The sequence below is a fragment of the Streptomyces sp. NPDC028289 genome (genome assembly GCF_055565975.1).
Genome location: NZ_JBVHTI010000002.1, coordinates 932,688 through 947,487 on the forward strand (window position 1 = coordinate 932,688; position 14,800 = coordinate 947,487).

At 69.5% G+C, this 14,800-nt stretch carries 10 protein-coding genes and 1 pseudogene; 8 read left to right on the top strand and 3 right to left on the bottom strand.

The features are described 5' to 3' along the window. Positions 1–35 precede the first annotated feature (35 nt). From ACZ4UV_RS12085 to ACZ4UV_RS12100, 4 genes are all read left to right on the top strand, one after another. Entirely contained in the window at positions 36–998 is a 963-nt protein-coding gene (locus ACZ4UV_RS12085) for an MBL fold metallo-hydrolase (protein ID WP_467837586.1), read from the top strand. Positions 999–1,286: 288 nt separating this feature from the next. Next, positions 1,287–3,011 carry a thiamine pyrophosphate-binding protein gene (locus ACZ4UV_RS12090; RefSeq protein ID WP_451017222.1) on the top strand — a complete coding sequence of 575 codons (1,725 nt, stop codon included), beginning with the start codon at positions 1,287–1,289 and terminating at the stop codon, positions 3,009–3,011. 132 nt (positions 3,012–3,143) lie between these two features. Then, positions 3,144–3,725, top strand: a complete 582-nt coding sequence (locus tag ACZ4UV_RS12095) for a carboxymuconolactone decarboxylase family protein (RefSeq protein WP_451017221.1) — start codon at positions 3,144–3,146, stop codon at positions 3,723–3,725. Between the two features lie 9 nt (positions 3,726–3,734). Then, complete coding sequence (locus ACZ4UV_RS12100; protein WP_451017220.1) at positions 3,735–4,334, top strand: carboxymuconolactone decarboxylase family protein; 600 nt, start codon at positions 3,735–3,737, stop codon at positions 4,332–4,334. A 213-nt stretch (positions 4,335–4,547) separates the two neighbouring features. On the opposite strand, the gene ACZ4UV_RS12105 is transcribed toward ACZ4UV_RS12100, so the two are convergent. Beyond that, positions 4,548–4,865, bottom strand: a complete 318-nt coding sequence (locus ACZ4UV_RS12105; RefSeq protein ID WP_451017219.1) for a hypothetical protein — start codon at positions 4,863–4,865, stop codon at positions 4,548–4,550. A gap of 347 nt (positions 4,866–5,212) precedes the next feature. Between ACZ4UV_RS12105 and ACZ4UV_RS12110 the strand changes: the two genes are divergently transcribed. From ACZ4UV_RS12110 to ACZ4UV_RS12125, 4 genes and pseudogenes are all read left to right on the top strand, one after another. Next, positions 5,213–7,663: a glycoside hydrolase family 2 TIM barrel-domain containing protein gene (locus tag ACZ4UV_RS12110; protein ID WP_467837589.1), complete on the top strand. Its 2,451-nt coding sequence runs from the start codon at positions 5,213–5,215 to the stop codon at positions 7,661–7,663. Positions 7,664–7,687: 24 nt separating this feature from the next. Then, entirely contained in the window at positions 7,688–9,805 is a 2,118-nt protein-coding gene (locus tag ACZ4UV_RS12115; protein WP_467837591.1) for a hypothetical protein, read from the top strand. Between the two features lie 410 nt (positions 9,806–10,215). After that, complete coding sequence (locus tag ACZ4UV_RS12120; RefSeq protein WP_451017216.1) at positions 10,216–10,839, top strand: TetR/AcrR family transcriptional regulator; 624 nt, start codon at positions 10,216–10,218, stop codon at positions 10,837–10,839. Between the two features lie 533 nt (positions 10,840–11,372). Further along, positions 11,373–12,373 (top strand): annotated as a pseudogene (locus ACZ4UV_RS12125) (family 1 glycosylhydrolase). 236 nt (positions 12,374–12,609) lie between these two features. On the opposite strand, the gene ACZ4UV_RS12130 reads toward ACZ4UV_RS12125, so the two are convergent. Together ACZ4UV_RS12130 and ACZ4UV_RS12135 are read right to left on the bottom strand one after the other, a co-directional pair. After that, positions 12,610–13,977 carry a ferredoxin reductase family protein gene (locus ACZ4UV_RS12130; protein ID WP_467837593.1) on the bottom strand — a complete coding sequence of 456 codons (1,368 nt, stop codon included), beginning with the start codon at positions 13,975–13,977 and terminating at the stop codon, positions 12,610–12,612. Positions 13,978–14,359: 382 nt separating this feature from the next. Beyond that, entirely contained in the window at positions 14,360–14,701 is a 342-nt protein-coding gene (locus tag ACZ4UV_RS12135) for a hypothetical protein (protein WP_451017214.1), read from the bottom strand. Between the last annotated feature and the right edge of the window lie 99 nt (positions 14,702–14,800).

Here is a 14,800-nt window from a genome sequence, read left to right on the forward strand (position 1 = left end):
TGGCCACCGCGGACCCGCCAGAAGGAGAACGAATCATGAAGAAGCGGTTCATCGTCGCCGCGGCCGCCGCGGTGCCCGTGGCGCGCCTGGCCCGCAGCTTCGCGTCGTCGCCACTGCCTGTGCCTCCCCCGCTGTCCGACTCGATTCCGATGCCCGAGGCCAAGCCACCGGCGGAACTGGACGTCGTCGCGGTGCCGACCGGCGTCAACAAGCGCGTCGCCGCGTACGGTTACCGCGGCGGGTCGTTCTTCGAGAAGCGCGACTTCAACATGGGCGCCGTCCTCATCAGGCACCCCAGCGGCGATCTGCTGGTCGACACCGGGTTCGGGCGCGGTATCGACCAGCAGATGACCACCATGCCGCCCTTGTTCCAGCGCATGACCAAGTACGAGACGTGGAAGCCGGCCCGGGACCAACTGGAGGCCGCCGGCTACGACTTCGGCCGGCTCGCGGGCATCCTCCTCACCCATGCGCACTGGGACCACGTGAGCGGCCTCCCGGACTTCCCCGGGGTGCCGGTACTGGTCACCGAGCGCGAGAAGGCCGCCTTCGACAGGGAGGGCATGCACGGCTACTTCGGCGCACCCTTCAGCGAGACCGGCATCCCCTGGAGGGGCATCCGCTTCGAGGCGGGTCCCTACCTCGGCTTCCCCCGCAGCCACGACGTTCACGGCGACGGATCGATCGTCTGCGTCCCCGCCCCGGGGCACACCCCGGGCAGCATCATCGTGTTCGTGACGCTCGCCAACCACGTGCGGTACGCCCTGGTGGGGGACCTTGTGTGGCAGCGCGAAGGTCTCACCCGGCTGGAAGAACGTCCCTGGCTGGTGCGGAGGTTCGCCGATCTGGACGCGGACGGCAACCGGCGCAATCTCCTGCGGATGGCCTCCATCCTCCAGCGCATCCCCGACATGATCGTCGTGCCCGCCCACGACCAACGCGCCTTCGCCGAGATGACCACCCTGCCCAACGTGATCACCAAGGGCCTCATCCTCTGACGGCATTCCGCCGTGGCTTGACGAAGGCCGCCGCCACCCCGTCATTCCGGGCCGCAGGCCTCCGAGCAGGTCTGACAGCAGGTGACGCCCACCTTCGACCGACCATTGCGCTGCGAGTTCCGTGGCCGCTCCGGCTTCTGGTCCTTCCGCATCCATCCGAGCCCCGGTGCTCCACCGGTAGGCGCTGTCACCGACTTCCTTTGCGCCGTGCAGTTTCGACGGCGGCCGAGGTGCCGCGTTCCAGCGGCGTAGCAATCACATGTTCTGAGCCGACGAAGAGAGAAAATCGTGACGAATGTAAGCGGTGGCACCGCAGCGGAACGAAAGGCCGAGGCTGGTGCGCCCCGGGTCGCGCACGCTGTGGCGAAGGCCTTGAAGGACAACGGGATCGACCGTGTCTTCCTGGTCACTGGTGGCGATCTGCTGCTCTGGCAGGCGCTGCGCGATCACGGCATCGCCATGCACCTCGCCCGCAGCGAAGCCGCGTCCGTCGTCATGGCCGACGCGTACGCCCGGGTGACGGGCAAACCCGCGGTCGTCTACGGCCAGTGGGGGCCGGGTGCTGCGAACGTCGCCGGCGCGCTCGCGGACGCCTGGTGGGCACACAGCCCCCTCGTCGCACTCACCAGCACCGTCTCCACACAGGTTGAGTACAAGAACGAATACCAAGAGCTCGACCAGCCGCCGATGTTCCAGTCGGTCACGAAGTGGCAGGCGCGTGTCACCCGCGCGGACCGCGCCGGTGAACTCGTCGCTCAGGCCGTGCGCACCGCGGCCGCGGGATGCCCACGGCCTGTGCACCTCGACATCCCCTTCGACACGATCATGGAAGTCGCGCCGAACGCCCGCTACGCGCCTGCCTTCACACCGACGCCGCCGGCCCCGTCGGCGAGCGCGGTGGACGACATCGTCAGCAGGCTCGCCCGGAGTGAGCGGCCCATGATCCTCGCTGGAAACGGAGTGCTGCTCGCCGATGCCGCGCTCGACCTCGTCGAACTCGCGGAGACCGCGTCGGTCCCCGTACTGACGACCCTCGGCGGCAAGGGCGCCATACCCGAGAATCATCCGTTGTCGGTCGGCGTCGCGGGACGATACTCAAGCAAGATCACCAACGAGATCGCGCGCGAGGCGGATCTCGTCCTGGCCATCGGTACGGATCTCGGAGGTCTCGCGACCGACACCTACAGGCTGCCCTCGGCTGCCACCGAGGTGGTCCAGATCGACCTCTCGCCCGAGGCCATCGGCCGGACGCTCGCCGTGCAGGCAGGCGTGGTCGCCGACGCCGGTGAGTTGTGTCGTTCACTCGCCGCGGCGCTGGCCTCGGAGCCGGTCACCGACGCGCGCCGCGCGTGGTGCGAGTCCGTCCAGGAAAGGCGCGCCGCCTGGAAGGAGGATTTCCAGGCAGTGGCGCGCCGACCTGCCACCGGGCATGTGCGGCCCGAGGCCATCGTCTCGATCCTTCGGGAACTCACCCACGAGCGCGACCTGCTTGTCGTGGACACGGGCTTCATGGGGGCCTGGGGCGGCGCGCTGTTTCCCGTCCACTCGCCCGGCCGGACGTTCCTGCGTGCCGCCGGCACACTCGGCTGGGCCTTCCCCGCCGTTCTCGGAGCCCAGCTGGCGGCGCCGGCGGGGCAGCGTGCCTTCGCGCTGGTCGGCGACGGCGGTTTCGGCTACAACGTCGGAGACCTCGAGACCGCGATGCGACTGGACATCCCGGCGGTGACCATCGTCCTGAACAACGCGAGTCTCGGGTACGAGCACGTCGGCTTCAAGCACGCCCTCGGAGGCGACGTCGTGCACGAGGTCTGCGATTTCATCGACGTCGACCACGCGAAGGTCGCCGCCGCGTACGGACTGTTCGCGGCTCGCGTCGATTCGGCGGAGGACTTCCGGGGAGCCCTGAAGCAGGCGATCGCCGGCGCCCGCCCGGCACTGATCGACGTCGTGGTCGACAAGGAACGGATCGCCCCGGTCACCACGTTCGACGCGCTGCTCGAACGCGACGTCTGAGCCGGCCCGGTAACCACGACGAAGGCAACGTCGACACGACGACGTGCTGATCGGCTGGTCCACCGGTGTCTCACCGCCCTGAGAACTGCGTGAACGCTCGGTGTTCTGGCCGTCTAGCTCAAGGAGAGCACCATGCGACTGCCCCTGATTCCCCCCACGGAGCTGACCGCCGAGCAGCGTCCCCTCTACGACGCCTTCGAGAAGATGATCCAGGCCGAGGAGTACCAGGGCTTCGAGGTCCGCGACCCCGACGGTGCCTTCGTCGGGCCGTGGGGCGTGATGCTCCACTTCCCCGACCTCGCGGTGCCGCTCGGCCAGTTCATCGACGTCGCCCAGAAGCTGCCGGGCCTGAGCGAGCGGGCGCGGCAGGTCGTCATCCTGACCATCGGCGGCAGGTTCAACGTCGCCTACGAGCTCTACGCGCACACGCCGCTGGCCCTGCGCGCCGGGCTGCGCCCGGACCAGATCGCGGCCCTGAGCGCAGGCTCGCGCCCGGCCGACCTGGGCGAGGACGAGCTCCTCGCCGCGGATGTCGCCTCCGCCCTGACCCGCGGCGGCGCGGTGCCGGGGCCGCTGTACGACGCCGCGGTCGCGAAGCTCGGCCGGCAGGGCTTCGCCGCGGTCGCATTCATCACCGTCCACTACCTGGCGCTCGGCACCCTGCTCAACGCGTACGACGTGCCCGCCGGCCGCGCCGTGCCCCAGACCGACTAGGAGCGAATCATGCCCGATATCAACGAACTCAAGGCGATGCTCGAACACCCGGAGGACTTCGGTACGTTCGGGCGCTTCACCGAGACACCGGTCGACCAGATGTCGCCGGAGATGCGCGAGGCGTTCGACTTCACGCTGAAGCTGCGCGGCCTCGTTCCGGGTCCGCACAAGATCTGGGCGGCGAACCCGACGCTCCTCAAGACGGTCACGCCGGTCGGGGCGTATTTCCAGACGAAATCGACGTTGTCGAAGGCCGAGATCGAGATCGCCACCTGTGTGATCTGCGGGCGCTGGGGCGCCGCGTACGCCAGCTACGAGCACGAGAAGATCGGTGTGATCTTCGGAGGGCTTGAGGCGGAGAAGGCGCAGGCGCTGATCGCGGGGCTGCCGACCGCGTTCGACGACCCGCGGCAGCAGATGGTGTACGAGCTCTCCTCGACGCTGGCCGCTGCGCGCATCGTGCCGCAGGGGATGTTCCAGCGGGCGCAGGAACTGCTCGGCGACGCCGGCATCGCCGACGTGACGGTCCTGATGGGCTGGTTCAGCGCGGTCTCGCTCACCCTGATGGCCTTCGACGTTCCCTCGAACGCCGTCGGCCTCGACCAGTAGGCACATCGAAGCGCCTCACCGGCAGCCTCGTCGAGTACTGCCCGGCCAGGCTCGCCCCGGTCCTGGTGGCCGTCGACCGCAGGGACGGCATGACGGTCCGCCGACTCCGCCGACTCCGCCGACTCCGCCGACTCGGCGGACCGTCACGCAGGCCGTGACCAGGGACGGCCATTCCCTTCGCGCTCTCCGCGGCACGTGCTGTTCAGTGCCGCTTCACGGTGCCGGAGGGACGCGTGGAGTTGCCCTGCCCGACAGCACGACCACCACTGCGGAGTAGGCGGGGACGTCGACAGCGTGCACGGTGACGGTCCCGTCGTGGACGGGCACCCGGTTCACGCGGGTGGGCGTGACGGCGGTATTGGTTACGGCACATGAACGCAACGCGGTGACGAGAGGCTGGTTGGCGAAGCCGATCAGGGTGCTGGCGACATGGGTGGTCGCCCGGTGGCCGACGACCTGCGTGGCGGTCGCGTCGCCGTAGTGGTGGTGGTTCCACTCAAGCTGCGCAGTCGTCCGGCTCGCCTTGGCCACGGTCGAACCCGTAGGAGCACGCCGTCGGTCGAGGGCCGTGCAATCAGCCAGTTCGGCCGGCCGCTCGCGGTCGGCGCCGCGAAGAAGCCGGTGGTGGGTGGGTCATTTGGTGGGACGCGGCAGGCGGTGGGCGGGGCGGTATCCATCGTGCTCGGCTCCGGGGCGGAGTGCGGCGGATGGCGGTGAGCGCTCGTCCTGGCCGCCAAGTTTTTTGAGTGATAGATTTTCGGGACCGAGACAACGCGGTCACTCAACGTGAGCTCGCCGAGGTGTATCGCGTCCTGCGGGGCCGTGTGTGCGCCCTCGGTCGGCTGGGAGTCGACCACTCATGGAGCCCGGGAGTCCACATGATCCGCACGTCCTTCAACGACGGCTGGCAGGTCCGGCCCAAGGTCAACCCGTTCGCCGAGCTGTCCGGTCACGTGGTGCCGTTCCGGCCGGTGACCCTGCCGCACGACGCGGTGATCGAGCAGCACCGCACGGCTCCGGACGGCGAGGTCACGATGGAGGGTGCCGCGGGCGCGTACTTCCCCGGCGGCGTCTTCGAGTACCGCAAGACCTTCACCGTCCCGGGGGAGTACCGGGGGAAGCGGATCTTCGTCGAGTTCGAGGGCGTGTACCGCGACGCGACCGTCCACATCAACGGCGCCTATGCCGGCCAACGACCCTACGGCTACTCCCGCTTCCGCATCGACGCCGATCGTTTCCTGCGGTTCGGCGAGGACAACGAGATCCGTGTCGAGGCCCGGGCCCACCGCGACTCCCGCTGGTACACGGGCGCGGGCATCTACCGCGACGCCTGGCTGCTCGTCGGGGACGTGGTCCGCATCGCACCCGACGGTGTCAGGGTCACCACCCCCGACATCGACGACTCACGGGCCGTCGTCGAGGTCGCGACCGACGTGGCCAATGACTCGATCGAGGTGCGTACGGTCGATGTCGTCACGGAGATACGGGACGAGTCAGGGGCGGTTGTCGCGACCGACGTGTCGAAGGCGACGGTGCCGCCCGGCGAGCCGGCGACGGTCCGGCAGCGCCTCTACGTGCCCTTCCCGGCCTTGTGGAGTCCCGAGACGCCGACCCTCTACGACTGCCATGTGGCCTTGGTGGGCGTGGACGAGGAGACGGTCACCTTCGGTATCCGCTCGCTGCGACTCGATCCGCAGCGGGGCCTGCGGCTCAACGGCGAGACCGTGAAGCTGCGCGGGGCCTGCGTCCACCACGACAACGGAGTCCTCGGCGCAGCGACCTACGCCAGGGCCGAGGAACGGAGGGTCGAGATCCTCAAGGAGGCCGGGTTCAACGCGATCCGCATCTCCCACCAGCCGATGAGCAGGCCGATGCTGGACGCCTGCGACCGCCTGGGCGTGCTCGTCGTGGACGAGGCGTTCGACGTGTGGACCTCCGGCAAGAGCGAGTTCGACTACAGCCTGAACTTCCCCGAATGGTGGGAGCGCGACATCGAGGCGATGGTCGCCAAGGACGTCAACCACCCCAGCGTCATCATGTACTCGATCGGCAACGAGATCCCCGAGACCGGATCGCCCTTCGGGGCCGTATGGGGACGCAGGCTCGCCGAGAAAGTCCGTGCCCTGGACCCCACGCGCTATGTCACCAACGCCGTCAACGGCATGCTCGCCGTCATGTCCGAGCTGGGCGCCTTCCAGCAGCAGGCGCTGGAGCAGGCCACGGAGGACGGCGCCGGCATCAACACCCTCATGGCGGACGCGGGCGACGCGATGAACGCGATCAGTTCCTCGGACCTGGTCAGCGAGCGCACGGCCGAGTCCTTCGCCGTCCTCGACGTGGCCGGCATGAACTACGCCGAGGCCCGCTACGCCCTCGACCGCGACCTGTTCCCGAACCGCATCATCCTCGGTACCGAGACCTTCCCCACCCGCATCGCCGGCAACTGGCACCTGGTGGAGGAGTACGGACACGTCATCGGCGACTTCACCTGGACCGGCTGGGACTACCTGGGCGAGGTCGGCATCGGCCGCCCCCAGTACCTCACCGAGGACGGGCCCCGGCAGGCGCACAACGCGCCGTACCCGCACCTCGTGGCGGGGTGCGGCGACATCGACATCACCGGCCATCGCAGGCCCGCTTCCTACTACCGTGAGATCGTCTTCGGCCTGCGCGCCGAGCCGTACATCGCGGTGCGGAGACCCGAGCACCACGGCAAGACCTGGGCGGGGTCGCCGTGGGCGTGGAGCGACACCGTCTCCAGCTGGACCTGGCCCGGCTTCGAGGGCAAGCCGATCACGGTCGAGGTCTACAGCGACGCCGACGAGGTCGAACTCCTCGGCAACGGAAACTCCTTCGGGCGGCGACCGGTGGGCGCGCGGCACCGTTTCCGCACCGAGTTCGACATCGTCTACGTGCCCGGGGAACTGGTCGCCGTCGCCTACCGGGACGGCGCCGAGACCGGCCGCTCCAGCCTGCAGTGGGCCAACGGGCCGGTACGGCTGACCGCCGAGGCCGATCGCCAGGTCATCCGCGCGACGGGCGGCGACCTGGCCTACGTAACCCTCACCCTCACCGACGCGAACGGCACCCGCCACACCGGCGCCGACCGCCTGATCAGCGTCGAGGTGTCCGGGGCCGGGGAACTGATCGGCTTCGGCAGCGCCGATCCGTCGACCGAGGAGCGGTTCGACGCCACGGAACGCCGTACGTACGAGGGGCGCGCGCTGGCCGTCCTGCGACCCACCGCCGTGGGAAAGATCCGACTCACCGCGACCGCGCCGGGATGCGATCCGGTGGACGTCGTCGTCACGGCCGAACAGCAGCCGTAGCCACCACTACCAGGAACAGTGACCATGATCGACCGAGAATCCCTCGTGCGCCGGCACACCATCGAGATCACCCGCCCCGATCCCTCCCACGTCCTGACGGTCGGCAACGGCGACTTCGCCTACACCGCCGACATCACCGGCATGCAGACCTTCGTCGCCTACCACGACCAGTCCGCGGCCCTCGCCGAGCAGCGGCTCGCCGTCCACAACGCGACCATGTCGAACTGGGGATGGCACTCCATGCCCAATCCCGACGGGTTCGTCCTGGACGACGCGATGTCGACCTATCAGACGGCACGTGGCCCGGTGCAGTACCCGGACAAGTTCGACATCGCCTCGATGATGGGGGGCGAGATCGCGGAGGAGTTCCGCGCCGGTGCCTGGCTGCACATGAACCCGCACCGCATCGACCTCGGACGCGTCGGACTGCGCCTGCGTCCCGCCCCCGGCGCCGAGCCGGAGAACGACCCCGAGGCGCTCACGAACACTCACCAGCGACTCGACCTCTGGTCAGGCACCATCCACAGCGGCTTCGAGTACGCCGGTCAGGAGGTGCGGGTCACCACGGTCGCCCACCCGCACCACGCACGGGTCGCCTTCCGCATCGAGTCGGAGCTGTTGGCGAGCGGCCTCGCGGGGATCGCCGTGCGGTTCCCCTATGCCAGTGACGGCTTCTTCCAGACCTCCGACTGGACCTCACCCGACCGGCACGAGTCGACACCGGAGCACCTGGGCGAAGGCGCGGCCCGGATCCGGCGGGTTCTCGACGACACGACCTACGCGGTAACGCTGGACTGGACGGAGGGCGCGCTGTCCGCGACCGGGCAGCCGCACGAGTTCGAGCTGACCGGTTCGGCGACCACGCTGGAACTCGTGGTCGGCTTCGCTCCGGACGAGGAACCGGGTGGCGACACGTTCGCCTCTGTGGCCGGGGCGGCAACGGCATGGTGGCGCGACTTCTGGACCTCGGGTGCCGCCATCGACTTCGCGGGCAGCACCGACCCGCGCGCGGCCGAGCTGGAGCGCCGCGTGGTGCTGTCGCAGTACCAGACCGCCGTGAACAACGCCGGCTCTCTCCCGCCCCAGGAGTCGGGACTCGTCGCCAACTCCTGGCAGGGCAAGTTCCACCTGGAGATGCACTGGTGGCACGCTGCCCACTTCGCCGCCTGGGGCCGCCCCGAACTGCTTGCCCGCAGCATGGACTGGTACCTGTCCATCCTCGACTCCGCGCGTGAGACCGCCCGGCGGCAGTGCTATGAGGGCGCCCGCTGGCCCAAACATGTCGGCCCGGACGGACGGGAGAGCCCGTCGGACATCGGCGCACTGCTCGTCTGGCAGCAGCCCCATCCCCTCTACCTGCTCGAACTGCTCCATCGCAGCGGCCAGGAGGACCAGCGAACGCGGCTGGTCACCCGCTTCGCCGAACTCGTCGAGGAGACGGCCCGGTTCATGGTCTCCTTCGTGGAGGAGCGCTCCGGCACCTACCACCTGCCCGCGCCCGTGATGCCCGCGCAGGAGTTCTACGACGCGAAGACCACCGAGGACCCCACCTTCGAACTCGCCTACTGGTGGTACGGACTGGAGATCGCCCAGTCCTGGCGCGAACGCCTCGGCCTGGAGCGTGACAAGCGGTGGCAGCGGGTCCAGGACAACCTGGCCGCGCCGCACCGGGATCCGGAGCGCGGGACGTACACGGCGATCGCGACCGAGCCCCATCTACGCCGCGACGACCACCCCTCGATGCTGTGCGCCCTCGGTGTCGTCCCCGACGGCCCGCTCATCGACGCGGGCGTGATGGAGGCGACGCTCCTCGACGTCCTCGGCGACTGGCAGTGGGAGTCCGCCTGGGGCTGGGACTTCCCGGCCATGGCGATGACCGCGACCCGCGTCGGCCGTCCGGACCTCGCCGTGGACGCCCTGCTCATGGACACCCCGAAGAACACGTACTCGCCGGTCGGCCACAGCCCTCAGTTCGGCAGCCCCCTGCCGCTCTACAACGCGGCCAACGGCGGCCTGCTCGCCGCCGTGTCCCTCATGGCGGCCGGCTGGGACTGCACCGAGGCCGCCGGCACCGACTGTCCGGGCTTCCCCCGCGACGGCACATGGCAGGTCCGGCACGAGGGCTTCATGGTCTGGCCCTGACGTTGAGATCACCTGCCGACGAAACAGACCGGCATGGCCACGGTCGGGTGAAAGCCCGACGGCCTCTGGCGTCCGGTCGCGCGGCGACGCCGGAACGAAAGTCGTCCGGCTCAGCGGCACGTGCGCTGATGACCGGTTCACTCAGCCGTCGGACCGCGGCCCCGCCCGCCGACGCACTCCCCGCGCCGCGACGATCACGGTCGCTGGGAACGGCCGGCGGGGCGCCGGTGCCCTGACACATCGGTGCCCTGCCGCGCCGAGACGGTCGGGCGGCCGCGCCTGCGACATCGGTGAGCGCCTCCGTCCTGCCGTGCCTTCAGGCCGCTGGCGAGCGACCGTCGACGTCGAGGTACGACAGTGCAGGCCATACGCCGACTCGCCGACGAACACGGTGAAGTACGGTCTGTCGAGTGACGAACCAGCGGAAGCCACGCGGCCCGTACCGCAAGAGCGCGGAGCGCCGGGAGCAGATCCTCCAGGCCGCCTACGAGGCCATCGACGAGCACGGAGAACGAGCCTCGCTGCAGGACATCGCCGACCGGGTCGGGGTGACGCAGCCGGCGCTGACCTACTACTTCCCCACGCGCGACGACCTGCTTCTTGCGGTTCTGGACCGGAGGGACGTGGTGGGCAAGGCCTTCGCCGGCGGCGCTGGCGAAGGCCAGACCATGGTCGACGGCATGGTGGCGAGCACACGCCACACCACCGACCATCCTGGCCTGGCCAAGCTGTACGTCACGCTCTCGGCGGCGGCCACGGATCCGGAGAGCCCGGCGCACAGCTACTTCACCGAGCGCTACCGGAGCCTCGCGGCCGAGAGCACGCAGTACGTCCAGGGTCAGCAGCGGGATGGTGTGGTCCGGTCCGATGTGCCGGCCGACCACGTGGCCAGGACAGTGTTGGCGGTGCTGGACGGTCTGCAGGTCCAGTGGATGCATGACCCCACGGTGGACATCGCCGCGATCGCCGAGACGTTCACCAGGATGTTGTTGCCGTCGGCCGACTCGGGGCGAGAGGCCAGGCGGGCCGACTGACCGGACTACCAGGGTTCGGCGGCACCCTGCGGTCTCCGACCCTCGCCCTGCGACCGCGTCTTCGTGGCGGGACCGGAGATTTCCGCGATCCTCTCGGGCGGCATCAGCGCTGGAGCCATGTTCTGAGGGCACGGGCCGTTCTGGTGTGGTCTGGGGCCCCAGCGGCCACTCGGCCGGCTCCGTCTCGTTACCGGAGCCGGCCTCCACGACGATCCGCGTCGGCGGGGTGGTACTGGATCGCGATCTCGGACTGGCCTTCGCCCCCTCAGGACGATGAGGCCGCTCGTTCGGGCCGCCCACGGCAGCGCTACCGGAGCCGAGCCCGTGTACTCCTGGCGCGCAGGCTGGCTCTGAAGTTTTTTGAGTGATAGATTTTCGACTCGACGACGTTTCTGTGATCTCAGGGTTCCCCCTTCCCGCTCATGCTCATGCGGCCACCCCACCCCTCGCGTCCATCCCGGCCTGCCCATACCCGAACGTCCTAGGCGTCCCGAGTGCGCCGACGACCTGAGCGAGATCCTGGAGGCAACCCGATGAGCCGCAATACGGACCTTCGCCCCGACTTCCTGTGGGGTGCGTCCACCTCGCCGCACCAGATCGAGGGCAACAACCTCAACAGCGACTGGTGGCGCACGGAGCACCAGAACGCGGGGCACCTGGAGCTCAGCGGCGACGCGACCCCCGCTGGTTCACCGACGAGGGCGGATGGACGAGCCCGAGCGCCGTCGACCGCTTCACCCGGTACATCGAGCGTGCCTGCGCGATCCTCCACGACGTCACCTGGGTCTGCACCATCAACGAGCCGAACATCCTGGCCATGATGAGCGGCATGGCCGCGGCGGTGGCGGAGGGCGCCGACATGAACCTCGGCGCGGACGTCCGGATGCCCACCCCCGCCCCGGTCATTGGCGAGGCCCTCGTGCGAGCGCACCGGGCCGCTGTGGCCGTGGTGCGCGAGCACACGTCGGCGAAGGTCGGCAGGACCGTGGCGCAACAGGCCCTCGTTCCCATGGCCGGCAGCGAGGAGGTGTACGCCGAACTGCGGTGGGCCTGGGAGGACCTCTACCACCACGGGGCCCGTGGGACGATTTCCTCGGCGTGCAGTCGTACACCAGCCAGTTGGTGAGCAGGGACGGCATCGTTCCCGCTCCCGAGAGCCCCGACAACACGCTCACCGGTTGGGCGTACCGACCGGACGCCCTCGGCATCGCGCTGCGCCATGCCTGGGAGGCCACGGAGGGGATCCCCCTGCTCGTCACCGAGAACGGCATCGCCACCGCCGACGACACACGCCGGATCGCCTACACGAGCGAGGCGCTGGGGCACCTGTACGACGCGGTCGCCGAGGGTGTCGACGTCCGCGGGTACCTGCCTGCACTGGTCCGCGCTCGACAACTTCGAGTGGGGCCGGTGGGGACCGACGTTCGGGCTCATCGCCGTCGACCGTGAGACGTTCGAGCGCACCCCCAAGCCGAGCCTGGCCTGGCTCGGCGGCGTCGCCCGCAAGGGCGGTGCCTTGGAGGGCGGGGCCTAGGGGCTGGCGCTCACGACAGCCGGCCCTCGCCCGATGGGCGGCGCGACCATCATCCGGGTGGACACCGACGAGACCCCCCCCGGCCACCGCCGTCGGCCCGTTGACGGGAGCCGACGTCGGCCGACCGGCTTCGGTGGAGGAAAGGCAACGGCGATCGTCTTCCCGGCTTCCGGCGTGGCCTTTTTGTCAACGGCGCCGGAAGACCCACACTTATGGGAGTCCCGGCTGGCGGCTCGTCAGCGGAAGGCGAAGTGTTCGGCGTGGACGTGGTTCCGGGGGATGCCCTGGCGGTGGAGGTCCCGGCTGAGGTCTTCGACCATGGACGCGGGGCCGCAGAGAAAGACGTGGGTGTCCGGCGTGAGCGGGCCGGCCGTTGTCCGGATCCTGTCGGCGGTGAGATGGCCCTGGCTGCGGCTGAACGTCGGGTGGAGGCGGAGTCCGGGAAGGCACTCGGCCGCCTCCGTCAGCTCCGCAAGGAAAGGTGCGGTGTCGGCGGTCGGAGCGCAGTAGAAGAGGTCGGCGCGGGGGAGCGTGCCGCTCGGGTGTGTGAGCCAGCCGAGGAACGGAGCGATGCCGATGCCGCCGGCGATCCAGATCTGGCGGGGTCCGCCGAGAGTGTGGTCGAACATGCCGTACGGGCCGTTGAGGGTGGCGGGCAGTCCTTCGCGTACGTCCGTGTAGAGCCTCCGGGTGCCGCGGCCGAGCGCGCGGACGGTGAGACGGACCGATCCGTCGGGCTGGACTCCGGCCACGCTGAAAGGGTGCTCGCGCCAGGCGCGTCGGCCGCCCACGCGCAGGTAGACGAACTGGCCGCCGATCAGGGGCAGGGCGTGCGAGCCGGTGGGGGCCAGGGTGAGATCGACGATGTCGGTGGCGGGCCGCGAGACACGGCGGATGGTGTAGTCGGCCTGGGGTTCCCTGCGTCGCAGCACCAGTTCGTCATAGGCGTAGGCGGCCAGGCCGACAGTGGCCATGGTGACGTAGAGGGCCAGGAGAATCGCGGATCCGTTGATGACGAGGTCGAGGAACCAGCCGTGCATGAGAGCGGACAGGAGCAGGAGACCGGTGAGGCGGTGCAGGAAGAGCCAGCGTTCGTAGGGCAAGCGGAGGATGCGACCGACCTGGCCCAGCGAGATGAGGACCAGCACGAGCAGGCCGATGGCGGACGCGGCGCCGAGGACGTGGCCCATCCCCACGAGCTGGCCGGCCCGGGGGGTGCCGGCGTAGTGGTCCGCGCTGCCGTCGAAGCCGGAGAAGAAGTGGAGAAGGAGGTGGGGCGAGAGCAGGAGCATGGATCCCAGGGCGTACTGCTTGTGCCAGAAGTACATGCGGTCCAGTCCGCCGAACCACTGCTCCAGCCACGTGAGCCGGGTGGCCAGCACCAGGGTGCAGGTCATCAGATAGGCGGCCGCGACACCGGCGAACTCGCCGACGAAGTACACGGTGCTGATGCCGTCTTGGCGGAGCCAGTCCCACGCCAGGTAGAGGACCACGGCCCCGGCTGTCACTGTCAGCGGTCCGGCGTGGCGCTTCTTCAGCCGCACGTCCATGGGGGCGCGCGCGAGCCGGATCGCGTAGATCGCTATCGCGATGAGGACGGGCATCGTCTGCCTCTCGAACGGTGGTGGTGCGGACGTGGAAGCACTGGGCGCATGCCGTCGCCGCCCGGCAGTGCCGCGTCTCCGGCGATGGCGTGTCGACGGCTGGACCTTTGATGACCTGATTATTGGCTACGCCGTAGCCTTTTCTGTGGCTGCAGTGTAGCCACGTTGGAATGGATGGAGCAATCGTTGCCCGGACCAGGTGTGTGCGGCTGGGGGCCGTGAGTCGGCGGTTCCTCGGTTGGACAGTCCGTTCTGGCGGCGTAGCCAAGCGCGCCAGGGCCAGGGCGCGGATCGGTCTGTGGCATCCGCGACGCCGACGGGGCGCGTGGTCAACCTGGCGGCAGGTCGAGACAGCTTTCGCCTGTTCGAAAGCGCGCGTGCGTCATGGGACCAGCACGATGCGGGTGCCGGACGGGGTGGTGGTGTTCCATGCGGCTTGCACCTCGCTCAGAGGCATGGCGAGCGTCTCGATGGTCAGGTTGGCGGTGGGAAGGCGGTCGGCGAGTCCGCGGTATGCGGTGTTCATGTCCGTGGGGGAGACGGAGCCCTGACCGCTGCCGACGAGGTCGATGTTGACCTTGCGCAGCGCTGCGCCGGGAAGGGTGATGGCGGGACCGGCCATCGCGCCGACGTGGATCCAGCGCAGCCGGCGAGCTGCGTCCTTGCGCGCGCCGGCGATGGCGGTCATCGCCGTCTCGGTGACGTGGCCCCACAGGTAATCCACGACAACGTCGACACCAAGGCCGCATCCGGCTGACGATCCCCCAGGTGCGCGCATCCGGTGGCCAGTGCTGCAGCCGGTGCCTGCTTTCGCAGTTCAATG